This is a genomic window from Streptomyces lydicus, from assembly GCF_001729485.1.
Classification (GTDB): Bacteria; Actinomycetota; Actinomycetes; order Streptomycetales; family Streptomycetaceae; genus Streptomyces; species Streptomyces lydicus_D.
The window spans coordinates 2,450,520-2,476,352 of record NZ_CP017157.1; the positions used below are offsets into that span (position 1 = coordinate 2,450,520).

Genomic DNA, 25,833 nt, shown 5'->3' on the forward strand with positions numbered 1-25,833 from the left:
CCTTCGCCATGCCTTTGGTAGATCCAGTTTCCGACACCCTCGACGCCCCCGCCCCGTCCGCCGCGGCCCCGCCCGGCACCTCGCGCTCCGCCGCCCCGCGCGTCGTGCCGCGCCGTCGCACCGGCCAGTGGGTCTCGGCCGTCGCCGTCCTCGCCCTGCTGGCGTCGGCCGCCGTCTCCGTCGTCCGCAACGACGCCTTCCAGTGGGACGTGGTCGCCGACTACTTCCTGACCGACGCCGTCCTGCGCGGGCTGGGGCTGACCCTCTGGCTGACCGTGCTCGTCATGGCGCTCGGGTTCGTGCTGGGCACCCTGCTCGCGACCATGCGACTGTCGGCCAACCCCGTGCTGCGTGGCGTCAGTTGGGGCTATGTCTGGCTCTTCCGGTCGATGCCGATCCTGGTGCAGCTGCTGTTCTGGTTCAACATCGGGGCGCTCTATCCGACGATCCTCGGCGTCAGGACCGTCGATCTGCTCGACCCGGTCGCCATCGCCGTCATCGGCCTGACGCTGCACGAGGCCGCCTACGCCGCCGAGGTGGTGCGCGGCGGCATCCTCTCCGTCGAGAAGGGGCAGCTGGAGGCCGCCCAGTCGCTGGGCCTGGGCGCCTGGCGGCGGCTGCGCCGGATCGTGCTCCCGCAGGCCATGCGCGCCATCGTGCCGCCGGCCGGCAACATGCTGATCGGCACCCTCAAGGGCACCTCCATCGTCAGCGTCATCGCCGTGCAGGACCTGCTCTACTCCGTCCAGTTGGTCTACCACCGCACCTATCAGGTCATCCCGCTGCTGCTGGTGGCCACCCTCTGGTACGTCGTGGTCACCTCGGTGCTCAGCGCCGGCCAGTACCTCGTCGAGCGGCACTACGCCCGCGGTACGGCCGGTGCCCGGTGAGCCGCCCCGTGAACGCCTCCGCGCGGCCGTCGGTCGTCCTCGTGGGAGCCGGGCCGCGCGGCACCGGACTGATCGAGCGGATCGCCGCCAACGCGCCCGAGCTCTACGGCGACACGCCCCTCGACCTGCACGTGGTCGATCCGCATCCGCCCGGCGGCGGCCGTATCTGGCGCCACGACCAGTCCCCGTTGCTGTGGATGAACTCCACCGCCGAGGACGTCACCATGTTCACCGACGAGAGCGTCGAGCAGGCCGGGCCGGTGCGCCCCGGCCCGTCGCTCGCCGAGTGGGCCGAGGCGGTGCGGGCCGGAGAGATCGCCGTCGACCCGGGCCTGGCCGAGGCCGTCGCGGCGCTCGGGCCCCGCGACTTCGCCGGCCGGCGGCTGCAGAGCGCCTATCTGGGCTGGGTGTACGAGCGGGCGGTGGCCGCCCTGCCGCCCTCCGTCGCCGTGCACGAGCACCGGCGCCCGGCGGTACGGGTCTCCGGCTCGCGGGAGGGCCGGCAGCAGGTGTGGCTGGCCGGTCGCCCGGCGCCGCTCCTCGCCGACCTCGTGGTGCTCGCCCTCGGCCATCTGGACTCCGAACTCCCGCCCGATCAGCAAGAGTTGAGTGATTTCGCGGCGCGTCACGGGCTGCTGCACCTGCCGCCCGCGTTCACCGCCGACAGCGATCTGAGCGCCCTGCGGCCCGGCGAGCCGGTCCTCGTCCGCGGCTTCGGGTTGGCCTTCGTCGACCTGATGGTGCTGCTGACCGAGGGCCGCGGCGGCTCGTACACGGAGGGCCCCGACGGGCAGCTGACCTACCGGCCCTCGGGGCGCGAGCCGGTGCTGCACGTCGGCTCGCGGCGCGGGGTGCCGTACCACTCCAAGATCGGCTACCGGCTGTCCGGCGAACGGCCGCCGGTGCCGCGCTTCTTCGGGCCGGAACAGGTCGACGAGCTGCTCGCCCGGCCCGGCGGAGTCGACTTCCGCCGCGACGTCTGGCCGCTGATCGGCAAGGAGCTGGGCTTCGCCCACTACCACCGGCTGTTCACCGCGCACCCCGAGCGCACCCGGATGAACCGGGCGGACTTCGAGGAGAAGTACGCCCTCGCCGACCCCGCCGGCCCCGCGCTCGGGGCCCTGGTCGCCGCCGCGGTCCCGGACCCCGCCGACCGGCTCGACCTCGACGCCCTCGACGACCCGCTGGCCGGCGTGCGCTACCCCGACGGGGAGGCGCTGCAGGAGGGACTGCGCGGCTACATCGAGGCCGACCTCGCCCGCCGCCACGATCCCGCGCACAGCCCCGACCTGGCGGTCTTCCTCGCGTTGCTGTCGGTCTACGGCCAGCTGGTGCGGATCGGCGACCGCGGCCCCTGGTGGCACGGCTTCTTCAGCTATCTCGCCTCCGGCCCGCCCGGACCGCGGCTGCGGCAGCTGCTCGCGCTGTCCCGTGCCGGAGTGGTGCGCTTCCTCGGCGCCGGCACCACCGTCCTCGCCGACGAGCGGCGCGGGGTCTTCCGCGCCGGGAGCGCCGGCCTGCCGGGGGAGTGGGTGGAGGCCCGGGCGCTGGTGGAGGCCCGGCTGCCGGAGCCGACCGTCGAGCGCACCCGCGACCCGCTGCTGCGCGGCCTGTACGCCGACGGGGCCGCGGCAACCCCCGCCGGGCTGCTGGCCGTCGACCCCACCGACGCCCGGATCCTGAACCGGTCCGGCTCCCCGCACCCGCGCCGCTTCGCGCTGGGGCCGCACACCGACGCCCGCTCCGGCGGCGCGTTCGCCCGCCCCCGTACCAACGCACCCGCCTTCCGGCAGAACGACGCCACCGCGCGGACGCTGCTCTCCTTCCTGCGCGACCGGGCCGCCCCCACGGCCCCCGCATCCCGTGTCCCCGTCCCCGCCGCCCGCACCGCACCCACCCCCGAGGAACCCCATGCCGCTGACCACTGACCCGCCCGCGCAACGGACCGCGCCGGAACGAGCCGCGCCGGCCCCCGCCGACGACCCGGCGTCCCTGAAGGTCGTCCCCGTCCGTCACCCCTGGCGCTGGGCCGCCGTCGCGGTGACCGCCGTGCTGATCGCCCAGTTCGTGCACGGACTGGTCACCAACCCCGCCTGGGAATGGGAGGTGTTCGCCCAGTTCTTCACCGCGGAGACGGTGCTCAAGGCGGTCTGGGTCACCCTCCAGCTCACCGTCTACGGCACCGCCCTCGGCTTCGCGCTGGGCGTGGTGCTGGCCTTCATGCGGCTGTCCGCGAGCCCCTTCCTGCGCTGGGTCGCCTTCGGCTACGTCTGGGCCTTCCGCTCCATCCCGCTCATCGTCCAGCTGCTGTTCTGGTTCAACCTCGCCTACCTCTACAAGCGCCTGGACTTCGGCATCCCCTTCGGCCCCGGCTTCTTCCACTTCGACACCATGGGCCTGGTCGGCGCGATGGGCGCGGCGGTGCTGGGCCTGGCGCTGCACCAGGCCGCGTACGCCGCCGAGATCGTGCGCAGCGGGGTGCTCGCGGTGGACGGCGGGCAGCTGGAGGCGGCCGCCGCGCTCGGGCTGCCGCGGCTGCGGCAACTGCGCCGCATCGTCCTGCCGCAGGCGATGCGTTCGATCCTGCCGAACGCCACCAACGAGGTCATCTCCCTCTTCAAGGGCACCTCGATCGTCTCGGTCATGGCGATCGGCGAACTCTTCTACCAGGTCCAGGTCATCTACGGACGGAACGGCAGGGTCGTGCCCCTGCTGATGGTCGCCACCGCCTGGTACGTCCTCCTGACCACCGTGCTCTCCGTCCTCCAGCACTACGTGGAACGCCACTTCGCCAAGGGAGCCACCCGATGAGCACACACAGCGCGATGGTCGAGGCCCGCGGGATCCACAAGAGCTTCGGCTCGCTCGACGTCCTCAAGGGGGTCGACCTGGAGGTCCGCGCCGGCGAGGTCACCGTCGTCCTGGGCCCGTCCGGCTCCGGGAAGTCCACCCTGCTGCGCACCCTCAACCACCTGGAGAAGGTCGACAGCGGCACGGTGCGCGTGAACGGCGAGCTGGTCGGCTACCGGCGGTCCGGCAACAGGCTCCACGAGCTGCGCGAGCGCGACATCCTCAAGCAGCGCACCCAGATCGGCTTCGTCTTCCAGAACTTCCACCTCTTCCCGCACCTGACCGTGCTGGAGAACCTCGTCGAGGCGCCGGTCGCCGCGCTGCGCCGCCCCAGGAAGGACGCCGTGGCCGGCGCGCGGGCGCTGCTCGACCGGGTCGGGCTCGCCGACAAGGCGGACGCCTACCCGAGGACGCTGTCCGGGGGCCAGCAGCAGCGGGTCGCCATCGCCCGGGCCCTCGCCCTGGAGCCGAAGCTGCTGCTCTTCGACGAGCCGACCTCCGCGCTCGACCCGGAGCTGGTCGGCGAGGTCCTCGACGTCATCAAGGACCTGGCGCACCGGGGCACCACCATGATCGTCGTCACCCATGAGATCGGCTTCGCCCGCGAGGTCGCCGACACCGTCGTCTTCATGGACGGCGGGCGGATCGTCGAGCAGGGCCCGCCCGGCCAGGTCCTCGACCACCCGCGCCACGCGCGCACCAAGTCCTTCCTCTCCAAGGTCCTTTGACCATGTCCCACCAGAGATCCACGCACCCGAGGAGCACCGCCTTGAACCGCCGCCGCACCACCCTGACCACCGCCCTCGCGCTCGCCGCCGGCTCCGTACTGCTGACCGCCTGCGGCGGGGGCACGGCGGCGGGCGGTGCCGGCGACGTCGTCGCCGCCGGCACAACGGGGCTGAAGATCAACATCGGGCCCGACCAGCACCGCCTGCACGGCACCAAGGACCCGGAGATCGCCGCCCTGGTGCCTGCCCGGGTCCGCAGGACCGGCGAGCTGCGGATCGGGGTGAGCGCCGACGGCAGCCCGCCGCTGACCTTCCACGCCACCGACGACAAGACCCTGATCGGCGTCGAGGAGGATCTCGCCACCCTCGTCGCCGACACCCTCGGCCTCAAGCCCCGCTTCGACCCGCTGTCCTGGGAGAACCTCTTCGTCGGTCTGGACAGCGGCAAGCTCGACGGGGTCTTCTCCAACGTCACCGTCACCGAGGAGCGCAAGGACCGGTACGACTTCGCCACCTACCGGCTCGACCAGCTGGCGATGGAGGCGAAGAAGGGCAGCGGCTGGAAGGTCCGCGGCGCCAAGGACGTGGCCGGCCGGACCATCGCGGTGGACTCCGGCACCAACCAGGAGAAGATCCTGGTCGACTGGAGCAAGGAGAACGAGAAGGCCGGCCGCAAGCCGGTCGACATCAAGTACTTCAAGAAGCCGTCCGACACCTATCTCGCGCTCCAGTCGGGCCGTCTCGACGGCTTCTTCGGCCCCAACCCGACCGCCGCGTACCACGTGGCCACCGCGGGCCGGACGGAGATCGTCGGCACCTTCTCCGGCGGCGGCAGCAGCGTCCAGGGAAAGATCGCGGCCACCACGAAGAAGGGCAGCGGACTGGTCAAGGCGTACGCCGCGGCCCTGCGGAAGGTCATCGACAACGGCCGCTACGGCAAGGTGCTGGCCCGCTGGGGCCTGACCGGCGAGGCGCTGAAGACCTCGCAGATCAACCCGCCCGGCCTGCCCCGGACCGAGAACTGACCGGCGCCCGGCGCAGAGAGGAAGGAGCTTCTCCCATGTCCGCACCCCGCCCCCCGCTCCGGCTGGCCGTCGCGCTGGACGCCCCGCCCGGATCCGGCGCCCCGGTCCCCTACGACGCGCGGCACTTCGTCGCCCTCGCCCGGCTCGCCGAGCGCGGCGGCCTCGACTTCGTCACCCTCGGCGACAGCTTCGCCCGGCCCGGTCTCGACGCGTCGGCCGTGCTGGCCAGGGTCGCGCCCGCCACCGAACACCTCGGCCTGGTGCCCACCGTCACCACCACCCACACCGAGCCGTTCCACGTCTCCACCGCCGTCGCCACCCTGGACTGGGTCAGCCGCGGCCGGGCCGGCTGGGCCGTGGCGGTCTCCACCACCGAGGCCGACGCGGCGCTCTTCGGCCGCCGCCCCGCCGCCCCGCCCGCCGAGGTCTGGCAGGAGGCCGGCGAGGTCGCCGACGTCGTCGCCCGGCTGTGGGACAGCTGGGAGGACGACGCCGAGATCCGCGACCGGGCGAGCGGCCGGTTCATCGACCGCGACAAGGTGCACCACGTCGACTTCACCGGCAGCTCCTTCACCGTCCGCGGCCCGTCCATCGTGCCCAGGCCCCCGCAGGGCCGGCCGGTCACGCTGGTGGAGGTTCCCCCGGCCGCCGGCCCGGCGGACGCCCCGGGCGCGGGGGACACCGCCGACGTCTCCGACCGCGCCGTACGGGAGGTGGCCGCGGCGCACGCCGATGTCGCACTGGTCCGGGCCGACGACCCGCAGACCGCCGGTGCCGCCCTCGCCGAACTGCTCGCCCGCGCCCGCGCGCTCGGCCGTGACCCGGACCTGCTGCTCGTCCTCGCCTCGCTGCCGGTCGAGCTGGCCGGCCCGGCGGATGCCGCCGGGCTCGCCGAGCTGCTCGCCGACTGGTACGCCGCCGGTGCCGCCGACGGCTTCCACCTGCGGCCCGCCGACCCGGCCCACGACCTGGCGCTGCTGGTCGACGGCACCGTCCCCGCCCTCCGCGACCGCGGTCTGCGGCGCCCCGGCCGGCCGGGCGGCACGCTGCGCGACCACCTCGGTCTGCCGCGCCCCGCCAGCCGCTACGCCCATGCCTGAGAGGTCTCGTGATGTCCCCGACGAGCCCCACCCCGCCGCCCCGCAAGCAGATCCATCTCGCCGCGCACTTCCCCGGCGTCAACAACACCACCGTCTGGGCCGATCCCGGTTCGGGGAGCCACATCGCCTTCCCGTCCTTCGCGCACCTGGCCCGGACCGCCGAGCGCGGCCTGTTCGACTTCTTCTTCCTCGCCGAGGGGCTGCGGCTGCGCGAACACAAGGGCCGCATCCACGACCTCGACGTGGTCGGCCGGCCCGAGTCGCTCACCGTGCTGAGCGCGCTGGCGGCGGTCACCGAGCGGCTGGGCCTGGCCGCCACCGTCAGCGCCACCTTCAACGAGCCCTACGAGCTGGCCCGCCGGCTCGCCTCCCTCGACCACCTCAGCGGAGGGCGGGCCGCCTGGAACGTGGTCACCACCTCCGACGCCTTCACCGGCGAGAACTTCCGCCGCGGCGGCTACCTGGACCGTGCCGACCGCTACACCAGGGCCGCCGAATTCGTCGCCACCGCACGGGAGTTGTGGGATTCCTGGACCGCGGACGGGCAGCCCCGCCCGATCGCGCACCAGGGGGAACACTTCACCGTGCGCGGGGAGTTCACCGTTCCGCGCAGTCCTCAGGGCCACCCCGTCGTCATCCAGGCCGGGGACTCGCCCGAAGGCCGGGAGTTCGCCGCCTCGGCCGCCGACGTGATCTTCACCCGGCACAGCGGGGCGGAGGCCGGCCGGGCCTTCTACGCCGACGTCAAGGGCCGGCTCGCCCGGTACGGCCGGCGGCCCGGCGACCTCAAGATCATGCCGGGCGTCACCTTCGTGCTCGGCGACACCGCGGCCGAGGCCCAGGAGCACGCCGCCGAGATCCGCCGCCGGCAGGTGTCGCCGCAGCAGGCGCTGCTCGCGCTGGAGCAGGTCTGGGGCGTCGACCTCTCCGCGTACGACCCGGACGGGCCGCTGCCGGACATCGATCCGGATCCGCACGGCGAGCTGGCGCAGGGCCGGGTGCGGATCGCCGACCCGAAGGCGGTCGCCGACAAGTGGCGGGCGCTGTCCCGCGCCAAGGGCCTGTCGATCCGCGAGACGGTCATCGAGACCACCGGCCGGCAGTCGTTCGTCGGCACGGCGCAGGACGTCGCGGCGCGGATGGACGCCTTCGTGCAGACCGACGCCGCCGACGGGTTCATCCTGGTACCGCATCTGACGCCGGGTGGGCTGGACCCGTTCGTGGACCGCGTGGTTCCGCTCCTCCAGGAGCGCGGCGTCTTCCGCACGGCGTACTCGGGCTCGACCCTGCGCTCCCACCTGGGGCTGCCGGAGCCCGCACGCACCGGGGGAAGGGGCGGACGGCCATGAGCACCGACGCACGCGAGGAGTGGCGGGAGTGGCACGAGCGGCGGGTCGCCGCCGTCTCCGGCCCGTACGGTCCGCCGACCGTGACCGGCACCCACTGGCTGGACGACCTTCCCGACGGCCGGATCGAGGGGCTGCCGGGCGTCTGGACCGTCGAGGGCGACGGGGTGGTGCTGCGGGCCGCCGCCGGGGACGGGCTCGCCGTCGACGGCGCACCGGCGGCCGGCGACTCCCCATCGCCCGGACGGCATGGGGGGCACCCCCATCGGCTCGGCCCGGACGGCAGTCCCGGCGCCACCCGGGTGACGTGGGGCGCACGGCACCTGCTGGTGCTGCGCCGCGAGGGCCGCTGGGCGGTGCGCGTCCACGACCCGGACTCCGCGGCCCGCCGCGGGTTCGCCGGCATCGAGGTCCATCCGTACGACGGGCGCTGGGTGCTGCCGGGGCTGTTCCGCCCGTACGCGCAGGGCCGCACGGCCCGGGTGCGGCACGCCGACGGGCAGCGCCGGGGCCTGGGCCTCGCCGGGGAACTCGCCTTCATCGTCGCGGGGGACGAGCACACCCTGCAGGTCGCGGTCGAGGGCGACGGCTCGCTGTGGGCCGTGCTCGCCGACGCCACCAGCGGCACCGACAGCTACCGCTTCCGCTTCCTGCGGCCGCCCGCGCCCGCCGAGGACGGCACCGTCACCGTGGACTTCAACCGCACCCTGCTGCCGCCCTGCGCGTTCGCCGACCACTTCCTGTGCCCCTTCCCGCCGCCCGGGAACACCCTGCCGTTCGCCCTGCGCGCGGGGGAGCGGAACCGCATCGACCGCTGAGCCGTACCGCCGCCCGCCGAAGCGGCGCCGGAGCCGCCCCGGACGGCCCGTCAACAGGGCTGCCGGGGCGGCGCGTTGCGGTGGTGACGGATGGACATCGTGTATCCCGCACGAAAGTTTCCGGAGACCCTCTTGCGCGGCGGGGGCGGTGCACCCGAGACTCCGCTCAGCGCTTGTCAGGGGCACGCTGAAAATGAACGTGCGGATTCCCGCGTGCCCTTCGGCTGCGCCTCACCGGGCTGCTCACCTGCGGCCCCCCGATCCCCCTCGGAGGAATCAGTGAGGAACGAGCGCACCACCCCCCGCAGCGGCATCGCGAGACGCACCCGGCTGATCGCCGTGGCGTCCGGACTGGTGGCCGTCGGAGCCATCGCCATTCCGACCGCCAATGCCCAGGACCCCGCTCCTGCCAGGACGTTCAGCGCGGCGCAGCTCAGCGCCGCCGGTGACGCGGTACGTGCCGCGGACGTCGCCGGAACCGCCTGGCGGGTCGACAGCAGGACCCACACGCTGGTCGTCACCGCCGACAGCACCGTCTCCCAGGCCGAGGTCGCCAAGATCGAACGGGCCGCGGGCGGCAACGCGGACGCGGTCCGCATCGACCGGATCGCGGGCACCTTCCGCAAGCTCATCTCCGGCGGCGACCCCATCTACGCCCCCAGCTGGCGCTGCTCGCTCGGCTTCAACGTCCGCAGCGGCAGCACCTACTACGCCCTGACCGCCGGTCACTGCACCGACGGCAACCCGCCGTGGACCACCAGCTCCGGCGCGAGCATCGGCCCGACCGCGGGCAGCAGCTTCCCCGGCAACGACTACGGGATCATCAAGTACACCGGCTCGGTCGCCCACGCGGGTACCGTCGGCAGCCAGGACATCACCAGCGCCGGCACCCCGAGCGTCGGGCAGACCGTCACCCGCCGCGGCTCCACCACCGGCACCCACAGCGGCAAGGTGACCGCCCTCAACGCCACGGTCAACTACGGCGGCGGCGACATCGTCTCCGGCCTCATCCAGACCACGGTCTGCGCCGAGCCCGGCGACAGCGGTGGCCCGCTGTACTCCGGCACCACGGCGCTGGGCCTGACCTCCGGCGGCAGCGGCGACTGCACCTCCGGTGGCACCACGTTCTTCCAGCCCGTCACCGAGGCGCTCAGCGCGTACGGCGTGAGCGTCTACTGACGCCGACCGGCTGATCCGCGTCCGCACGTCCTGTCGGAAGCCCTGGCCGGGGCCCGGCGGGGCGGGGCCCCCGTCCGCCGGCGGACGGGGGCCCGCAGCGGGCGCCCGCACGTGTTTCGCCCCCTTTTCCGGGCCGGGCCTACCATGGAAAAGCAGGCCCGGTCCGGGTGGCATACGGCACACAGGGGGCCGTGATGGTCCAAGAACTGGTGACGGCGGGGGTGGCCGTGGGCTGCGCCGGCGTGGTGTATTTCATGGCGGCGGCCCGCGTGATCAAACAGTACGAGCGCGGTGTGGTGCTCCGGCTGGGGCGGCTGGCCTCCGCGGTGCGGGAGCCGGGCTTCACCATGATCATTCCGGGTATCGACCGGTTGCGTAAGGTCAACATGCAGATCGTCACGCTGCCGGTGCCCGCGCAGGAAGGCATCACCCGCGACAACGTCACGGTCCGGGTCGACGCGGTGGTCTACTTCAAGGTCGTGGACGCCGCCGACGCGATCGTCCGGGTCGAGGACTACCGCTTCGCGGTCTCCCAGATGGCGCAGACCTCGCTGCGCTCGATCATCGGCAAGAGCGAGCTGGACGACCTGCTGTCGAACCGCGAGAAGCTCAACCAGGGGCTGGAGCTGATGATGGACAGCCCCGCCATCGGCTGGGGGGTGACCGTCGACCGGGTGGAGATCAAGGACGTCTCGCTGCCGGAGACGATGAAGCGCTCGATGGCCCGCCAGGCGGAGGCGACCCGCGACCGGCGCGCCCGGGTGATCAACGCCGACGCCGAGCTGCAGGCGTCGAAGAAGCTGGCCGAGGCCGCCGCGGCGATGTCCGACCAGCCCGCCGCGCTGCAACTGCGGCTGCTGCAGACCGTGGTGGCGGTGGCCGCCGAGAAGAATTCCACCCTCGTCCTGCCCTTCCCCGTCGAGCTGCTGCGGTTCCTGGAGCGCTCCGGGACGCAGACCCCCGTGCCGCCCGGCCCGGCCGGGACGGAGGTGCCGCCGGCCGGGGCGGCGGCCGCGCAGCAGCCCCGGCCGCCGGTCGCCCCGCAGCCCCCGGAGGAGCCGGCCCCCGAGCACCCGCGGAGCGCCGACGAGCCGCTGCGTCCCCCGGCCGGGGACGGTACGGGCCCCGCGTCGGAGCCCGCGCCGGCCCCCGTCCTGGAGCCGCTGCCCGAGGCGGAGGAACTGACCTAGACCGGCGCACCCCGGCTGCCGCGCCCCCTCGCTCCGGCGAGGGGGCGCTTTCCGGTCAGTCCCGGCCCTCACACTTCGCGCGCCGCCGGCCGCGCCGCCCCTCCTCTGATGTCCGCAGCAAGGACCGGTGCGCGCAGACAACGGTGTGATGGTCATGTGACGAAAACGTGAACTCCCGTATGCGAGACCGGAACTCGGTCTTGTGCGCGAGTGAGGCGGATGGGAATACTCGGCTCCGCACTTCGGCACGGGCGCGACTCCGGCGGAGCGCCGTTCCGCGGGGCGGGCGGGCCCGTGCCGCGAACCTCACTCTCCGGGCCCGCGTGACTCCCCACAGTCCCGGGCCCATCCCCCCACGGGAGGCTCCGAGTTGAAGCACCGACGCATACCCAATCGGCGCGCCGTCGTGGCGGGCGCGGGAGCGCTCGCGCTCGCCGCCACCGCCACCGTGACCCTCGCCAACGCGAACGCCACCCCGGCCCCCGGTGTCCCCGGGCCGGCCAAGCTGACCTCCGCCGCGGCGACCACCCTGGCGTCCCAGCTCAAGACCGGCACGGCCGGTGCGTTCTACGACGCCAAGGCCGGGAAGCTGGTGGTCAACGTCGTCAGCGAGGCGGCGGCCACGGCCGTACGGGCGAAGGGGGCCGAGGCCAGACTCGTGCGGCACACGCTGGCCCAGCTCGACGCGGCCCGGCAGACGCTGAAGACGAAGGCCACCATTCCGGGCACCTCCTGGGGCATCGACCCGCAGAGCAACAAGGTCGTGGTGACCGCCGACCGCACCGTCAAGGGCGCCCGGCTGGACCGGCTGACCAAGGTCACCGACGCCCTCGGCGACAAGGTCGAGCTGCGCCACAGCAAGGGGGAGTTCAAACCCTTCATCGGTGGCGGCGACGCGATCTGGGGGAGCGGCGCCCGCTGCTCGCTCGGCTTCAACGTCGTGAAGGACGGCCAGCCCTACTTCCTCACGGCCGGCCACTGCGGCAACGCCGTCAAGAGCTGGTCCGACAAGCAGGGCGGCTCGGAGATCGCGACCACCGAAGCCTCCACGTTCCCCGGTCACGACTACTCCCTCGCCAAGTACACGGGCAACACCGAGCACCCCAGCGAGGTCGACCTCTACAACGGCAGCACCCAGAAGATCACCAAGGCCGCGGAGGCCACCGTCGGCGAGAAGGTGCAGCGCAGCGGCAGCACCACGCAGGTGCACGACGGCACCGTCAAGGCGTTGAACGCGAGCGTCAACTACCAGGAGGGCACGGTCGACGGTCTGATCCAGACCGATGTCTGCGCGGAGCCCGGGGACAGCGGCGGCGCGCTGTTCGACGGCGAGACCGCGCTCGGCCTGACCTCCGGCGGCAGCGGCGACTGCTCCGCCGGCGGTGAGACCTTCTTCCAGCCGGTCCCGCAGGCCCTGGATGCCTACGGCGCGCAGATCGGCTGACGCCGAGGGAGCCTGCCGGCAGGCGCCGGCCCCCGGACGCGCGAGCGGTCCGGGGGCCGGAGCGGCCGGTGCGCGACGGTTCCCGGGCACCATCCACCGGTGCCCGGGAACCTGCACCACGCGAGGTCAGAAATCGAAGACCGAGCTGCTGCCGGTCATCATGCAGGAGTTGGCGAAGGTGTGGGTGTACGAGACCCGCTTGCCCTGCCACACGCCGTCGACGGTGACGGTGACGGGTGCCCACTCCTTGGTGCACAGGCGCTGCGACGGTGCGTCGGCCACGGCGTTGAAGTCACCGGCCACCGCGCGCAGTTGGGTGCAGGCGGTTTTGGAGTCGGGGTGGCTGCCGGTCGCCACCGGCGTACAGCTGAGCGTCACCGCGCGCTGCACAGTGGTGGTCGCGCGGCTTTCTCCCTGGCCGACCGTCAGCACCAGTTCCGTCGGGGCGTAGAGGCCGCCGGACCGCGAAGGCTGCGCCGGGGCGGCAGCCTGCGCGGTGGTGGCCAGTGTGCCCAGAACCAGTGCCGCGCCGAGCGCGACGGCCCCAGTGGTGTACCGCATGACGAACACTCCCTTGCTCGAAGGTGCAGATACCGGACGGGAGTCTGGCCCAACCGCACCTCGAAAGCATCTTGAGTGGACACCAGCCGATCGCTTTGAGTCGTTGGATGAAAGCTGAGGGTAATGGCGCGAACAATTCGGGGCCGTTACGGGGGAGTTACGCGGATCGGTGCGCGGCCAGGAGGGATGCCCCGGCCGTCATGCGCGTGGCAAGGGCCGGCCGGACCCGGAAGGTAGGAATCCGGCCGCCGACCGGTCGTTCGGGTGGGTTTCGATCTCCGTCGATTGGCTGAAGAGGGGGGCCGGAGGTGGCCTCCGTCCCGGCTACGGCGTCTCCGGAGGTAAGGGTCGGCCGTAGTCGGGCCGGCTTACCGGCAGCCGCCGGGCCCGTTCGCCGCCCGCCGGCCGGCCCCCGCCGGCGGTCCGTCCAGCTCCGGCAGTCCCGCCGTCAGCGCGCGCACCGCCCGCGCCACGGTCGCCGCCGGCCCCCGCGGTCCGTCCGCCGGGGCGTCCCCCGCCGCCCACTCCTCCACCGCGACCCGCATCGCGGTGTTCGCGGCGGCCGCGGCCAGCCGCACCTCCAGCGGGCCCGCCCCGGTCAGCTGCGCCAGGACCGGCCGCAGCGCCTCCTCCGAGTCGTGGTGGACCCGGTGCCAGACCGCCCGCAGTGCCGGCTCGCCCGGCATCGCCCGCAGCAGTCCGCGGGTCCGGCGCAGTGCCTCCGCGGCCGGCTCGTCGGCCGGGGTCAGGGCCCGCCGGGCGGCCCGCTCCAGCCGCTCGCGCACCGGGGGCGCGTCCGGCCCGGCCGCCGGTGCGGCCAGATCGTCGAGCCACTGCCGTACGCCGAAGGCCAGCAGCGGCGCGACCGCGTCCTCCTTGGTGCGGAAGTAGCGGTAGAAGGTGCGCAGCGCGACCCCCGCGGTGCGGGCGATCTCCTCGGCGGTGACCGCGGCGCCGCGCTCGGCGAACAGCGCCGCCGCGGTGCGGGCGATCTCCAGCTGGGTCTCGGCCTTGCGCCGCTCGGTCAGTGAGGGGCGGGGGAGGGGCGCGGGGTGCGGCTCGGTGGGCATGGCCACAGCTTACGCAGCGGGACGCCACTTCGGCATGACGAGCAGACTTGGCACGTTGTGCCACTCGGGCGTACCGTGCGACCGATCGACGCTCCTCCTCCATCGGCTCCCGCCGGGATCGGAACCGCACCATGAACCGCTTCGCAGACCGCCGTGTCCTGATCACCGGGGCCGGCTCGGGCATCGGCCAGGCCACCGTCCACCGGATCCTCGCCGAGGGCGGCCGGGTGGTGGCGGTGGACGTCGACCCGGCGGGCCTGGGGCGCACCGCCGACCGGGCCGCCGCCGACGGTGCCGCGGACCGGCTGCGGACGGCGGTGCTCGACATAGCCGACGAGGCGGCGGTCCGCTCCGGCGTCGCCGCCGCGGTGGCCGGCCTCGGGGGGCTGGACGTCCTGGTCAACGCGGCCGGCGTGCTGCGCTCCTCGCACACCCACGAGACCGGCCTGGACTTCTTCAACGAGATCATCGCGATCAACCTGACCGGCACGTTCCTGATGATCCGCGAGGCGCTGCCCGCGCTGCTGGCGGGTGAGGCCCCGGTGGTGGTCAACTTCAGCTCGACCTCCGCCTCGTTCGCGCACCCGTACATGGCGGCGTACGCGGCGAGCAAGGGCGGCATCCAGGCGATGACGCACGCCATCGCCGGCGAGTACGCCGGGCGGGGGCTGCGGGCGGTGTGTGTGGCGCCGGGGTCCATCGCCAGCGGAATGACCAGCGGCCGTGGCCCGGGGCTGCCGGAGGACGCGGACATGTCGCTGTTCGCCAAGCTCTCCCCGGCCCTCGGCGAGGGGTTCGCGGGGCCGGAGACGGTCGCCGGCGTCATCGCGATGCTCGCCTCGCGGGACGGCGCGTTCATCACGGGTACGGAGATCCGGATCGACGGCGGCACGCACATGTGACCCGCGGGGGTGCGCCGGGCGGGGCCCGCCGGGGGCCTGTGCTGGGGCGGACGGGTGGTCAGGCGGCCGGCAGCCGTTCCTCCGGGGCGGGTTCGTCCGCGGCGTTCCCCGGTTTCCGGAAGACCGACAGCAGGAGCGTGAGCACCGTCCCGCCCGCCGCCCAGGCGCCGAGCACCAGCAGCGGGCCGGTCACCGCGTGACCGCGGAAGTACGCCACGGAGCGCGCCGCCCAGGTGCCCGCGCCCGGTGGCAGGGCGGGACCGATCGCCCGCCAGAAGGGCGGCAGTAGCGGGTACGGGTAGGCGCCGCCCGCGCTCGGGTTGCCGAGGATGACGATCAGCAGGATGGCCAGGCCGATGCCGAGGACGCCCAGCAGGGCCTGGCAGGCGAGGGTCGTCGCGCCCACCGCGAACACCACCAGGGCGCCCAGGCCCCACAAGCCGAAGAAGGTGCCGGGCAGGGCGGCCAGCACCGGCCCGACGACGATCGCGCCGGCCAGTCCCGCGGCGATCGCGTACAGGGCGAGCGCGGCCAGCCGGATGACCGCGCGGTGCCCGTTGGAGGGGCGCGCCCCCGCGCTGATCGCGAGGATCGCGGCGCACAGGTAGCCGCCGACGCACCAGCCGACGACGAGGTAGAAGGACGACAGGCTGCGGCTGTCGCCCGGGTCGGCCGGGATCACGTCCACCGTGCGCACGGTGCGGTGCCGGCTCTTCTCGGCGGAGGTCACGACCGGTTCGACCGCCTGGGCCAGCGAGGCCCCGCCGCCGCCGGCGACCAGCAGCCGGTCGGCGGTCCCGTGCGGATCGACGAGCAGTGCGCCGTCGATCTCCCGGTCGGCGAGCTGCTGCCGGGCGGCGCGCTCGGAGGGGAGGGCGCGCGGGTCGAGCGGGGAGCCGGGCAGCCGGTCCAGCTGGCGTACCAGCTGCCGGGCGGCGGGCGGGGGAGCGACCACGCCGAGCGGCACATCGGTCGGCCGGGGGTGGTGGAAGGCGCCGGCGTACGAGGTGATGAACGCGATCATCAGGCCCAGGACGCCGAGCACCAGCAGGAAGGCGTGCGGCGTCACCGCGCTCCGGACCTCCCGGAGGAAGGCGCTGCGGGTGCCGTGGTCCGTCGCTGCCATGCCGTGCTCCTCGCCGTTCGCGGCTGCCGGTACAAGGCTTTTGCCCCCTTATCTTGCGGTCGGCGAGGGGGGTGTGCGCCTCGTGCGGGGCTGATCGGCGGACGGGTGGTCGGTGATCTTTCCCGCGCCCCCGGCGTGTCGTTCGTACGGATGTTCGAGAGCCGGGTTATGGTGGAGGTGAGGAACGAGAGACACAGGTCAGCCGGGGGGCCGGATGAGGCGCAGGAGGTGCGGATGCCAGGGTTCACGCATCTGCACACCGCTTCGGGCTTCTCCCTGCGCTACGGCGCCTCCCACCCGGAGCGGCTGGCCGAGCGCGCCGCCGAACGCGGCATGGACGCCCTCGCGCTGACCGACCGGGACGGCCTCTCCGGAGCCGTACGCTTCGCCAAGGCCGCCGCCGGGGCCGGCATCCGCCCGCTGTTCGGCAGCGAACTCGCCGTGGCGGAGCGCGCGCCCGCGCCCGCGGCCGGCAGCGCCACCGTGCGCCGCCGCACCCCGGTGCGCGGCGGTGCCTTCCTCGACGAGTCCGCCGCCCGCGCCGTCTTCCTGGCCCGCGACGGAGCGGCCGGCTGGGCGGCGCTGTGCCGGCTGGTCTCGGCCGCCCACGCGGACCGGACCGAACAGCCGGTCCTCCCCTGGAGCGCCCTGGCGTCCGCCGCGGACGGACTGACCGTGCTGCTCGGACCGGACTCCGAGGTCGGCCGGGCGCTCGCCGCCGGCCGCCCGGACCGCGCCGCCCGGCTCCTCGCCCCCTGGCGCGAGCTGTACGGCGACGCGCTGCGCCTGGAGGTCGTCGACCACGGCCGGCCCGGCAGCGGCCCCGGCTCCCCGCGGCTGGCCGCCCGCACCCTCGGCTTCGCCGTCGACCAGGGCGTCCGCGCCGTGCTGACCAACGCGGTCCGCTACGCCGACCCCGGCCAGGGCCCGGTCGCCGACGTCCTGGACTCCGCCCGCCGCCTGGTGCCGGTGGACCCGCACCGCCCCGACTCCTGGGACGGCGGGGAGCGCTGGCTCAAGGACACCGCCGCGATGGGCCGCACCGCCGAGCGGATCGCCGAGGCGGCCGGCTTCCGCCGCGGCCTGGCGCACCGGCTGCTCGCCATGACCGAGGAGACCGCCGGCGCGTGCCTGGTGGACCCGCAGGACGACCTCGGGCTCGGCCGGATCCACTTCCCCGAGCCGCGACTGGTCGGCGCGGAGCACCGCACCGCCGCCCGGGTCCTGCGTTCGCGCTGCGCCGCCGGGATGGTGCTGCGCGGCTACGACCGGGACCGGGAGCGCTGGGCGCGGCTCAACGACGAGCTGCGCACGATCGAGCGGCTCGGCTACCCCTCGTACTTCCTGACCGTCGCCCAGGTCGTGGACGACGTCCGGGAGCTGGGCATCCGGGTCGCGGCCCGTGGGTCCGGCGCCGGGTCGCTGGTCAACCACCTGCTGGGCATCGCGCACGCCGACCCGGTCGAGCACGGGCTGCTGATGGAGCGCTTCCTGTCCGAGCGGCGGGCGGCGCTGCCGGACATCGACATCGACGTGGAGTCCGCCCGCCGGCTGGAGGTCTACCGCGCGATCTTCGACCGCTTCGGCGCCGAGCGGGTCGCCACGGTCTCGATGCCCGAGACCTACCGCGTCCGGCACGCCGTACGCGACGTGGGTGCCGCCCTGGGCATGGACCCGGCCGAGGTGGACCGCCTCGCCAAGTCGTTCCCGCACATCCGCGCCCGCGACGCGCGGGCGGCGCTGGCCGAGCTGCCGGAGCTGCGCGGGGTGCGCGAGGCCGGCGGCGACCGGCTGTGGCAGCTGGTGGAGGCGCTGGACGCGCTGCCCCGCGGGATCGCCATGCACCCGTGCGGGGTGCTGCTCTCCGACGCCACGCTGCTGGACCGCACCCCCGTCGTGCCCACCAGCGGCGAGGGCTTCGCGATGTCGCAGTTCGACAAGGACGACGTGGAGGAGATGGGGCTGCTCAAGCTCGACGTGCTGGGTGTGCGGATGCAGTCGGCGATGGCGCACGCGGTCGCCGAGATCGGCCGGGCCGCCGGCCGCCGGATCGATCTCGACGACCCCGCGCAGGTCCCGCCCGGCGACCGGGCGACCTACGACCTGATCCGCTCGACCGAGACGCTCGGCTGCTTCCAGATCGAGTCGCCGGGCCAGCGCGATCTGATCGGCCGGCTCCAGCCGGCCACCTTCCACGACCTGGTGGTCGACATCTCGCTGTTCCGGCCCGGCCCGGTCGCCGCCGACATGGTGCGGCCCTTCATCGACGCCCGGCACGGCCGCAAGCCGGTCCGCTACCCGCACCCCGACCTGGAGGAACCGCTGCGTGAGACCTACGGCGTGGTGGTCTTCCACGAGCAGGTCATCGAGGTGCTGCGGATCATGACCGGCTGTGCGCGGGACGAGGCGGACGAGAAGCGGCGCGCGCTGTCCGACCCGGAGCTGCAGGGCCGGGTGCGGGCCTGGTTCGCCCGGTGCGCCGAGCGCCGCGGCTACCCGCCCGAGGTGATCGCGCGCACCTGGGAGATCGTCGAAGCCTTCGGCTCGTACGGCTTCTGCAAGGCGCACGCGGTGGCCTTCGCGGTGCCCACCTACCAGTCCGCCTGGCTCAAGGCGCACCACCCGGCGGCCTTCTACGCCGGGCTGCTCACCCACGACCCGGGGATGTACCCCAAGCGGCTGCTGCTGGCGGACGCGCGGCGGCGCGGGGTGCCGGTGCTGCCGCTGGACGTGAACCGGTCGGCGGTCGCCCACCGGATCGAACTGGTGTCCGGTGCGGTGGGGTCCGGTGGCGTCTGGGGACTGCGGCTGGCCCTCTCCGACGTCCACGGCATGAGCGAGGCCGAGGCCCGGCGGATCGAGGACGGGCAGCCCTACCGCTCCCTCCAGGACCTGTGGCAGCGGGCCAGGCCGAGCCGCCCGGTGGCCGAACGGCTGGCCCGGGTCGGCGCGTTGGACGCCTTCGGCGCGAACCGCCGGGACCTGCTGCTGTACCTCGCCGAGCTGCACCACCACGGGCGGCAGGCGTCCGGTGGCCAGCTGACGCTGCCGGCCGCGGCGCTCGACGGCGCGGGCACCGGACCGGCCGGGCGGGCGGCGCCGGCCGACCTGGTCGAGCCGGTGGGGCTGCCCGACCTCAGCGAGGTCGAACGACTCAGCGCCGAACTGGGCGTCCTCGGCATGGACACCTCCCGCCATCTGATGGCCGATCACCGGGAGTTCCTCGCGGAGCTGGGCGCGCTGCCGGCCCGGCGGCTGCGGGATGCCCGGCACGGCGAGACGGTGCTGGTCGCCGGGGCCAAGGCGGCCACCCAGACGCCTCCGATCCGCTCCGGCCGCCGGGTCATCTTCACCACCCTCGACGACAGCACCGGCCTGGTCGACTGCGCCTTCTTCGACGATTCCCACGAGACCTGCGCCCACACCGTCTTCCACTCCTGGCTGCTGCTGGTGCGCGGCACGGTCCAGCGGCGCGGGCCGCGCAGCCTCAGCGTGGTCGGCGCGGCCGCCTGGAACCTCGCCGAGCTGGCCGAACTCCGCCGCGAGGGCGGCCTGGAGGCGGTCGTCGCACGGCTCGCCGAGGAGCCGGAACGCCCCGCGGCCCCGGCGCCCGACGGCGGGTCCGGCGGGAGGGACGGCCAGGACGCCGGGACGGCCGGCGCCCCGGCCCGCACCATCCACCTGGAGACCGGCTACGAACTGCACCCCTGGGCCGACCTCCAGCCTCCGGGTGAACGCGCCGCCACCGGCCGCAAGCTGTGGCACTCCAGCCCGGGGAGCGCCGGATGAGCACCCCCGACACCGCCCGCCCGCCGGGCATGCTCCACGTACGCTTCCGGGCCACCGACGGCACGACCGTGAGCGCCGGGCAGTTCGAGCAACTGCTGCGGCTGCTGGCGCAGTTCACCCCGGTGGTCGAGGCGCTGCCGCCGGACGCCGCGCTGGCGGACGTCCGCGGTGCGCTGCGCTACTTCGACCGGGACGCGGCGGGCATCGCCGAACTGATCCGGCTGCGCGCCCTGGTCTGGCACGGCGTACGGTGCACGATCGGCATCGCCGCCAACCCGCTGCTCGCCCGGATGGCGGCCCAGGGGGCGGCGCCCGGGGAGATCCGGACCGTGCCCGACGAGCCCGGGGCCGTCACCGCCTTCCTCGACCGCCGGCCGGCCTCCGCGCTGCACGGTGTCGGCCCGGCGACCGCGCGCACCCTGTCCGCGTACGGACTCGACAGCGTCGGCCGGATCGCCGCCGCGCCGCCCGCGACCCTGCAGCGGATCCTCGGCGCGAAGACCGGCCGGGTCGTCCACGAGCGGGCCCGCGGCATCGACCCGACGCCGGTGGTGCCCAATGCCGCCGCCCGCTCGATGGGCGCCGAACACCGCTTCGCCCACGACGAGCTGGACCCCGCCAGGCGCCGCCGGGCGCTGCTCTCGCTCGCCGACGACCTCGGCGCCAGGCTGCGCGGGAGCGGGCAGGTGGCCCGCGCCCTCACCCTCACCGTCCGCTACGCCGACCGCTCCACGACCACCCGCACCCGGCGGCTGGACGGGCCGACCGCCCACGGCCCCGCGCTGACCGAGGCGGCCTACGCGCTGCACGCCGCGCTCGGGCTGCAGCGGGCCCGGGTGCGGTCCGTGGCGCTGCGGGCCGAGGACCTCTGCCGCGCCGAACTCGCCGCCCGCCAGCTGTCCTTCGACCCGTCCGACGACAAGGCGCACCGCATCGAGGCGGCCGTCGACCGCGCCCGGGCGCGCTTCGGTGCGGGCGCCGTGCACCCCGCGGCGACGCTCCGCCGGGGGACCCCGCACGCTCAGCCGTAGAGCTGCTCCCCGTACCGCGGGCCGTAGTGCTCCTCCAGCTCCGCCAGCGTCCTGGACTGGTCCTCGACGCCGTTGACGATCCGGGCCCGGGAGGGCAGCGCGTCCGGCTGCCAGGTCTCCGGCTGCCACATCCGGGAGCGCAGGAACGCCTTGGAGCAGTGGTAGAAGACCTCCTCGACCTCCACCAGCAGCGCCAGCCGCGGGCGGTTGCCCCTGACCACCAGCTCGTCGAAGAACGGGGCGTCACGCAGCAGCCGGGCCCGGCCGTTGATCCGCAGGGTGTCGCCGCGCCCCGGGACGACGAAGTTCAGCCCGACACGGGGGTTGGCGAGGACGTTCATGAAGCCGTCCATCCGCTTGTTGCCGGGCCGGTCGGGGAGGACGAGGGTGGTGTCGTCCAGGACGTGGGCGAAGCCCGCGGGGTCGCCCTTGGGCGAGACGTCGCACCGGCCCTGGGCGTCCGAGGTGGCGACCAGGCAGAACGGTGAGCGCGCCAGCCACTGGCGGTCGAAGTCGTGCAGCCGGTGCCGGGTCTTGTTCGCGGCGTGCGGAGTGGGTTCGCCCATCAGCTCGCGCAGCTCCGCCGCCGACGAGATCTCCTCGATCCCCGTGAGATCCGCCGTCCCTGCCGTCTCCATCGGTCACTCCCCTCGGTCGATGCCCTGGTCAAGGCGATATCGACGATAGGCGACCGGTCCGACAATCGTGCCGCTGCGGCGCAGGAGTGATGTACGGGACACGACGCATGCATGGAACGGGCGTTGCGGACCCCGGACGTACGGTGAGGGTTACGTGTCGTTTCCTTCACCGTCACACCGCTGGTCCGCCCTGCTTACCCAGCCGTAACTTACTTGCCAGTCAACTGCGTTGGCCCTTGCGATCCGGATCGCAGGTGAACGGCTCACCGAGCACTTCGGAGTCCCCCTCACCCCGCAAGGAGCATCGTATGAAGCTGCGCTGGTCAAGAGCGCTCACCTGCCTCCCCGCCCTCGTCCTCGCCCTCGGCGTCGTCACCGCCCCGCCCGCTGCCGCCGCCCCCACCGTCAGCAGCGGCTGGAACAACTACTCCTGCAAGCCCTCCGCCGCCCACCCGCGCCCGGTGGTGCTGGTGCACGGCACCCTGGGCAACTCCGTCGACAACTGGCTCGGCCTCGCGCCCTACCTGGTGGCCCGCGGCTACTGCGTCTTCTCCCTGGACTACGGCCAGTTGCCCGGCGTCCCGTTCTTCCACGGCCTGGGCGCGGTCGACGCCTCCGCGCAGCAACTGGCCGACTACGTGGACCGGGTGCTGGCCGCCACCGGCACCCGGAAGGTCGACCTGGTCGGCCACTCGCAGGGCGGCATGATGTCGCGGGTCTACCTGAGGTTCCACGGCGGCGCCGACAAGGTGGACACCCTGGTCGGGCTGGCGCCCGACAACCACGGCACGGATCTCGACGGCCTGACCCGGCTGCTGGACCTCTTCCCCGGCGCCAAGGACTACCTCGGCAAGCTGACCCCCGGCCTGACCGACCAGATCGTCGGCTCCGACATCCTCAACCGCCTCAACGCGGGCGGCGACACCGTCCCCGGGGTGCACTACACCGTGATCGCCACCAAGTACGACGAGGTCGTCACACCGCACACCAGTGGGTTCCTCGACGGCCCCGACGTCCGCAACGTCCTGCTCCAGGACCTGTGCCCGGCCGACCACTCCGAGCACCTGGCCATCGGGCTCGGCGACGGCGTCGCCTTCCACGAGACGGCGAACGCCCTCGACCCGGCCCACGCCACCCCCACCACCTGCGCCGCCGCCTGACCGGGAGCCCGGCCCGGCCCGCGCCCGCACGGGGCCGGGCCGGGCTTCCGGACGCCCGGGCCCCGCGCCCTGCCCGCCGCCGTCAGCCGCCCGTGAGCAGCGCGTCGGTGCACTGCTCGGCCAACTCCTCGGCGTGCGGCGGAAGCGCCTCCCCGCCGCGCAGGTGGCGGCGCACCAGCGACAGCGGCAGGTCGATGACGGCGAGCGACACCCGCTCCAGGGCGAGCCCGCCGTGCAGGCCGAGCGCCCCGGCGAGCGCCGCCACCGCCGCCCGTACCTGCATGTTCCCCTTGTCCGCGCGCAGCAGGTGCTCCGCCGACCAGTCGTCGCGGCCGAATTCATGGGCGCCGTACAGGAGCAGCGCCGCCTCCCGCGGATGTGCGCGGCTCCAGGCGACGACGTGCCGGGAGGCCGCCCGGGCCCCGGCGCGCGGATCGTTGCTGGACTCCAGCGCGGCGAAGTAGCCCTCCTGGAAGTCCTCGACCGTACGCAGCCACACCTCGGCGAGCAGCGCCGAGCGGCCGGCGAAGCGGTGGTAGAGCGAGCCGCTGGGGGCGCCGACGGACGCCGCGACCGCGGACATGGTCACCCCGGACGGCCCGGACTCGGCGGCCAGCCGTACGGCGGCGTCGAGGAGCTGCGGAAGGTCGAAGCGGGGTGGTCGGGCCATGTTCTAGAGGGTACTCTCCACTATATTGGAGAGGCGCCTCCAGAACGCCTCCGGGTGCGGCGCTGCCCCGTGCCCGGACGGAAAGGACCGGGGATGGGTGTCCACGACGTGCACGAACGGGTGCTGCCGGTACCCGGAGCCGAGGCCGGGCTGCTCATCGACGGCCCGTCCGGCGCCGGCGACCGGCTCCGGCCGCGCGCCGACCCGGCCACGGCCCGTTTGTTCCGTCCGCGTCCGCGGCTGGGCCCGGCCGACCCAGCCGCCGGCCTTCCGGTCGCTGCACGACGCGGTGCCGGAGGACAGCCCGGACCGTGCCGAACGCGTCTGCGCGGGCACCGTCGGCCGGCCCGCCCGCCGGAACCGCTCCGTCCGCCTGCTGCGGTGCCTCGTCCGACGAGGCCCCTCAGGACCGCACCCGGCGCAGCGTCAGGAAGCCGAGGGCCGCGCACGCGAGGACCGCCGGGAGGACCAGCAGCCATCCGGAGAAGGCCAGCACCGCCGCCGTCAGCAGGGCGCTCACGCACACGCCGTACCACAGGGGAGTGCGGCGCGGCAGCAGCACCAGCGCGGCGGCCAGGCCGGCGAGGGTCACCGCCGCCAGGCAGGTGGCGGTGGCCCTCATCAGGAGGTCCAGGTCCGCGCCCCCGGAGCCGGCCGCCGTCCCCAGCGCCACGGCCACCCCGCCGAGTACCGCCAGCGAACGCCGCGGCACCTCGCCCGGCGCGCCCCCCGTGGCCAGCCAGCGGGGCGCCGCACCGTCCCGGCCGAGCGCCGCACCGAGCCGGGAGGCCCCGGCCAGATACGAGTTGACCGCGCCGAAGGTCAGGAACAGCGCCGCCGCGGCGGCCACCGGGCGCGCGGCCGAGCCCGCGCTCCGGGCCAGCAGTTCGGTCAGCGGGGTGTCGGTACGGGCCGCGGCCGGACCCAGCGCACCGATGGTGGTCACCGCGAGCCCCAGGTAGAGCACGGTGATGACGGCGAGCGTACGGCGCGTCACCCGCGGCAGGTCCCGCGCCGGGTCGGCGAATTCGCCCGACAGGTGGCTGGCCGCCTCCCAGCCCGCGAATGCGAAGAACAGCACCGACGCCGCCGAACCGACCGACGCCCAGCCGCCGGGCAGGAACGGTGTGAAGTGCGCGGCGGACACCTGCGGGGCGGCGGCCAGCACCGCGCACAGCAGCACCGCCGCCAGCACCGCGCCGAGCAGCAGCTGCACCCGGCCCGACATCCGCAGCCCCACCGCGTTGGAGGCCAGCGCACCGGCCAGCACCACCCCGGCGACCCCGGTCGCGCCGGTGTCGCCCCAGCCGGCCGCGTCCGCCGCGTACTTGCCGCCGATCAGCGCCGCCGAGACCACGCCGATCGGCACCGCCCCGTAGAACCACCAGCCCACCACGGCCGCCGCGCGCGGCCCGATCGCCCGGTGCACATACGTCGCCACGCCCCCGCCGTCGGGGAAGCGCGCGCCGAGCGCGGCGAAGGAGGCGGCCACCGGCACACACATGGCCAGCAGCACCACCCAGGCCAGCAGCGAGGCGGGCCCGGCCGCCGCGGCGGCCAGGGACGGCAGGGTCAGCACACCGGGGCCGAGCACCGCACCGGCGCACAGCGCGGTGCCGCTGCCGACACCCAGCCGCCGTACATCCGCCCGTCGAGAAGCAGGAAGAGAAGTCTGTTGCACGGTCACAGCCGCAGAACGTAACCGCCCCTTTGATCAAAAAGAGTCCTCGCCGAACAAAATTCGGCAGAGGGGTCACCATGGATCCCATGGACGACATTGATTCGGCGATTGTCCGCGAACTGCAGCGCGATGCACGGCAGACCAACCGTGACCTGGCCCGCACGCTCAACATCGCCCCCTCGACCTGCCTGGAGCGGGTCCGCGCCCTGCGCACCCGTGGCGTGATCACCGGCTACCGGGCCACGGTGGACCTGCGCACCCTCAACCGCCCCGTGCAGGCACTGCTCACCATCCGCATCCGCCCGATGAACCGCGAGGTCATCGAGCGCTTCAAGGCGTTCCTCACCTCGCTGCCGGAGGTCCTCAACGTCTATGTCGTCGCGGGCGGCGACGACTTCCTGGTCCATGTCGCCGTCCCGGACGTCGACCGGCTGCACGCCCTCCTCATGGACCAGGTCTTCAAGCGCCGCGAGGTGGTCGACTGCCGCAGCTCGGTCATCTACCAGCACGTCGCCAACGAGATCATCGAGCCACTGCCGCCGAACTGCCCGTGACGGCACGGCGCCTGGGGACGGCGCGGCGCCGCCCCCGAGGTGAAGGAAGGGGGCGGCGCCGCTGCTGAGAGGGGGGAGGGG

Annotated in this window: 22 protein-coding genes; 16 read left to right on the top strand and 6 right to left on the bottom strand. The window is 74.3% G+C overall.

Features of this window, described 5'->3' with window-relative positions; translation table 11 throughout:
- Positions 1 to 8: 8 nt before the first annotated feature.
- The 11 genes from SL103_RS10540 to SL103_RS10590 all read left to right on the top strand — a co-directional run bounded on the left by SL103_RS10540 (position 9) and on the right by SL103_RS10590 (position 12,570).
- The gene (locus SL103_RS10540) at positions 9 to 890 is read left to right on the top strand and encodes an amino acid ABC transporter permease (protein ID WP_069573600.1); all 882 of its coding nucleotides are present in this window, start codon (positions 9 to 11) and stop codon (positions 888 to 890) included.
- Between the two features lie 8 nt (positions 891 to 898).
- Positions 899 to 2,818 (top strand): FAD/NAD(P)-binding protein, encoded by a 1,920-nt coding sequence (locus SL103_RS10545; protein ID WP_069568577.1) that lies wholly within the window; start codon positions 899 to 901, stop codon positions 2,816 to 2,818.
- A complete protein-coding gene (locus SL103_RS10550; protein WP_069573601.1) occupies positions 2,802 to 3,701 on the top strand; it encodes an amino acid ABC transporter permease in 900 nt (299 codons plus the stop codon). The genes SL103_RS10545 and SL103_RS10550 overlap by 17 nt, the downstream gene beginning before the upstream one ends.
- Positions 3,698 to 4,468, top strand: coding sequence for an amino acid ABC transporter ATP-binding protein (locus tag SL103_RS10555; RefSeq protein ID WP_069568578.1), 771 nt, complete (start codon positions 3,698 to 3,700; stop codon positions 4,466 to 4,468). Before SL103_RS10550 ends, SL103_RS10555 begins: the two co-directional genes overlap by 4 nt.
- Before the next feature lie 2 nt (positions 4,469 to 4,470).
- Complete coding sequence (locus tag SL103_RS10560; RefSeq protein WP_069568579.1) at positions 4,471 to 5,493, top strand: ABC transporter substrate-binding protein; 1,023 nt, start codon at positions 4,471 to 4,473, stop codon at positions 5,491 to 5,493.
- A 35-nt stretch (positions 5,494 to 5,528) separates the two neighbouring features.
- Complete coding sequence (locus SL103_RS10565) at positions 5,529 to 6,593, top strand: LLM class flavin-dependent oxidoreductase (protein ID WP_069568581.1); 1,065 nt, start codon at positions 5,529 to 5,531, stop codon at positions 6,591 to 6,593.
- Positions 6,594 to 6,604: 11 nt separating this feature from the next.
- The gene (locus SL103_RS10570) at positions 6,605 to 7,942 is read left to right on the top strand and encodes an NtaA/DmoA family FMN-dependent monooxygenase (protein WP_069568582.1); all 1,338 of its coding nucleotides are present in this window, start codon (positions 6,605 to 6,607) and stop codon (positions 7,940 to 7,942) included.
- Positions 7,939 to 8,757: a DUF1684 domain-containing protein gene (locus SL103_RS10575; RefSeq protein ID WP_069568584.1), complete on the top strand. Its 819-nt coding sequence runs from the start codon at positions 7,939 to 7,941 to the stop codon at positions 8,755 to 8,757. The genes SL103_RS10570 and SL103_RS10575 overlap by 4 nt, the downstream gene beginning before the upstream one ends.
- A 279-nt stretch (positions 8,758 to 9,036) precedes the next feature.
- Positions 9,037 to 9,936: a S1 family peptidase gene (locus SL103_RS10580; protein WP_069568586.1), complete on the top strand. Its 900-nt coding sequence runs from the start codon at positions 9,037 to 9,039 to the stop codon at positions 9,934 to 9,936.
- A 194-nt stretch (positions 9,937 to 10,130) separates the two neighbouring features.
- On the top strand, positions 10,131 to 11,126 hold the full coding sequence (locus tag SL103_RS10585) for a slipin family protein (RefSeq protein WP_069573602.1): 996 nt from the start codon (positions 10,131 to 10,133) through the stop codon (positions 11,124 to 11,126).
- Between the two features lie 370 nt (positions 11,127 to 11,496).
- Positions 11,497 to 12,570: a S1 family peptidase gene (locus SL103_RS10590; protein WP_069568588.1), complete on the top strand. Its 1,074-nt coding sequence runs from the start codon at positions 11,497 to 11,499 to the stop codon at positions 12,568 to 12,570.
- A gap of 126 nt (positions 12,571 to 12,696) precedes the next feature.
- On the opposite strand, the gene SL103_RS10595 is transcribed toward SL103_RS10590, so the two are convergent.
- On the bottom strand, positions 12,697 to 13,131 hold the full coding sequence (locus SL103_RS10595) for a subtilase-type protease inhibitor (RefSeq protein WP_069568590.1): 435 nt from the start codon (positions 13,129 to 13,131) through the stop codon (positions 12,697 to 12,699).
- Between the two features lie 368 nt (positions 13,132 to 13,499).
- Complete coding sequence (locus SL103_RS10600; protein ID WP_069568592.1) at positions 13,500 to 14,201, bottom strand: TetR/AcrR family transcriptional regulator; 702 nt, start codon at positions 14,199 to 14,201, stop codon at positions 13,500 to 13,502.
- 131 nt (positions 14,202 to 14,332) lie between these two features.
- On the opposite strand from SL103_RS10600, the gene SL103_RS10605 reads away from it, so the two are divergent.
- Positions 14,333 to 15,103, top strand: a complete 771-nt coding sequence (locus tag SL103_RS10605; RefSeq protein WP_069568594.1) for an SDR family NAD(P)-dependent oxidoreductase — start codon at positions 14,333 to 14,335, stop codon at positions 15,101 to 15,103.
- Positions 15,104 to 15,161: 58 nt separating this feature from the next.
- On the opposite strand, the gene SL103_RS10610 is transcribed toward SL103_RS10605, so the two are convergent.
- The gene (locus SL103_RS10610; protein ID WP_069568595.1) at positions 15,162 to 16,229 is read right to left on the bottom strand and encodes a DUF3533 domain-containing protein; all 1,068 of its coding nucleotides are present in this window, start codon (positions 16,227 to 16,229) and stop codon (positions 15,162 to 15,164) included.
- Positions 16,230 to 16,463: 234 nt separating this feature from the next.
- Between SL103_RS10610 and SL103_RS10615 the strand changes: the two genes are divergently transcribed.
- Both SL103_RS10615 and SL103_RS10620 read left to right on the top strand, forming a co-directional pair.
- Positions 16,464 to 20,018, top strand: coding sequence for a DNA polymerase III subunit alpha (locus tag SL103_RS10615; RefSeq protein WP_069568596.1), 3,555 nt, complete (start codon positions 16,464 to 16,466; stop codon positions 20,016 to 20,018).
- Positions 20,015 to 21,049, top strand: a complete 1,035-nt coding sequence (locus SL103_RS10620) for a DNA polymerase Y family protein (RefSeq protein WP_069568598.1) — start codon at positions 20,015 to 20,017, stop codon at positions 21,047 to 21,049. The genes SL103_RS10615 and SL103_RS10620 overlap by 4 nt, the downstream gene beginning before the upstream one ends.
- Here the strand turns inward: SL103_RS10620 and SL103_RS10625 are convergent.
- On the bottom strand, positions 21,040 to 21,687 hold the full coding sequence (locus tag SL103_RS10625; protein WP_069568600.1) for a pyridoxamine 5'-phosphate oxidase family protein: 648 nt from the start codon (positions 21,685 to 21,687) through the stop codon (positions 21,040 to 21,042). The genes SL103_RS10620 and SL103_RS10625 overlap by 10 nt on opposite strands.
- 308 nt (positions 21,688 to 21,995) lie before the next feature.
- Between SL103_RS10625 and SL103_RS10630 the strand changes: the two genes are divergently transcribed.
- Positions 21,996 to 22,847, top strand: a complete 852-nt coding sequence (locus tag SL103_RS10630; RefSeq protein WP_069568602.1) for an esterase/lipase family protein — start codon at positions 21,996 to 21,998, stop codon at positions 22,845 to 22,847.
- Positions 22,848 to 22,929: 82 nt separating this feature from the next.
- On the opposite strand, the gene SL103_RS10635 is transcribed toward SL103_RS10630, so the two are convergent.
- A complete protein-coding gene (locus SL103_RS10635; protein ID WP_069568604.1) occupies positions 22,930 to 23,517 on the bottom strand; it encodes a TetR/AcrR family transcriptional regulator in 588 nt (195 codons plus the stop codon).
- A gap of 403 nt (positions 23,518 to 23,920) precedes the next feature.
- Positions 23,921 to 25,204: an APC family permease gene (locus SL103_RS10645; protein ID WP_069568606.1), complete on the bottom strand. Its 1,284-nt coding sequence runs from the start codon at positions 25,202 to 25,204 to the stop codon at positions 23,921 to 23,923.
- An 80-nt stretch (positions 25,205 to 25,284) separates the two neighbouring features.
- On the opposite strand from SL103_RS10645, the gene SL103_RS10650 reads away from it, so the two are divergent.
- Entirely contained in the window at positions 25,285 to 25,752 is a 468-nt protein-coding gene (locus tag SL103_RS10650) for an Lrp/AsnC family transcriptional regulator (RefSeq protein ID WP_069568607.1), read from the top strand.
- The last annotated feature ends 81 nt before the right edge of the window (positions 25,753 to 25,833 follow it).

What these genes read in the sequence shown, in the direction of transcription:
- SL103_RS10540 (WP_069573600.1), top strand. Translation starts at nt 9, where the DNA reads ATGCCTTTGGTAGATCCAGTTTCCGACACCCTCGACGCCCCCGCCCCG.
- SL103_RS10550 (WP_069573601.1), top strand. Translation starts at nt 2,802, where the DNA reads ATGCCGCTGACCACTGACCCGCCCGCGCAACGGACCGCGCCGGAACGA.
- SL103_RS10555 (WP_069568578.1), top strand. Translation starts at nt 3,698, where the DNA reads ATGAGCACACACAGCGCGATGGTCGAGGCCCGCGGGATCCACAAGAGC.
- SL103_RS10560 (WP_069568579.1), top strand. Translation starts at nt 4,471, where the DNA reads ATGTCCCACCAGAGATCCACGCACCCGAGGAGCACCGCCTTGAACCGC.
- SL103_RS10565 (WP_069568581.1), top strand. Translation starts at nt 5,529, where the DNA reads ATGTCCGCACCCCGCCCCCCGCTCCGGCTGGCCGTCGCGCTGGACGCC.
- SL103_RS10570 (WP_069568582.1), top strand. Translation starts at nt 6,605, where the DNA reads ATGTCCCCGACGAGCCCCACCCCGCCGCCCCGCAAGCAGATCCATCTC.
- SL103_RS10575 (WP_069568584.1), top strand. Translation starts at nt 7,939, where the DNA reads ATGAGCACCGACGCACGCGAGGAGTGGCGGGAGTGGCACGAGCGGCGG.
- SL103_RS10585 (WP_069573602.1), top strand. Translation starts at nt 10,131, where the DNA reads ATGGTCCAAGAACTGGTGACGGCGGGGGTGGCCGTGGGCTGCGCCGGC.
- SL103_RS10595 (WP_069568590.1), bottom strand. Translation starts at nt 13,131, where the DNA reads ATGCGGTACACCACTGGGGCCGTCGCGCTCGGCGCGGCACTGGTTCTG.
- SL103_RS10600 (WP_069568592.1), bottom strand. Translation starts at nt 14,201, where the DNA reads ATGCCCACCGAGCCGCACCCCGCGCCCCTCCCCCGCCCCTCACTGACC.
- SL103_RS10605 (WP_069568594.1), top strand. Translation starts at nt 14,333, where the DNA reads ATGAACCGCTTCGCAGACCGCCGTGTCCTGATCACCGGGGCCGGCTCG.
- SL103_RS10610 (WP_069568595.1), bottom strand. Translation starts at nt 16,229, where the DNA reads ATGGCAGCGACGGACCACGGCACCCGCAGCGCCTTCCTCCGGGAGGTC.
- SL103_RS10615 (WP_069568596.1), top strand. Translation starts at nt 16,464, where the DNA reads ATGCCAGGGTTCACGCATCTGCACACCGCTTCGGGCTTCTCCCTGCGC.
- SL103_RS10620 (WP_069568598.1), top strand. Translation starts at nt 20,015, where the DNA reads ATGAGCACCCCCGACACCGCCCGCCCGCCGGGCATGCTCCACGTACGC.
- SL103_RS10625 (WP_069568600.1), bottom strand. Translation starts at nt 21,687, where the DNA reads ATGGAGACGGCAGGGACGGCGGATCTCACGGGGATCGAGGAGATCTCG.
- SL103_RS10630 (WP_069568602.1), top strand. Translation starts at nt 21,996, where the DNA reads ATGAAGCTGCGCTGGTCAAGAGCGCTCACCTGCCTCCCCGCCCTCGTC.
- SL103_RS10635 (WP_069568604.1), bottom strand. Translation starts at nt 23,517, where the DNA reads ATGGCCCGACCACCCCGCTTCGACCTTCCGCAGCTCCTCGACGCCGCC.
- SL103_RS10650 (WP_069568607.1), top strand. Translation starts at nt 25,285, where the DNA reads ATGGACGACATTGATTCGGCGATTGTCCGCGAACTGCAGCGCGATGCA.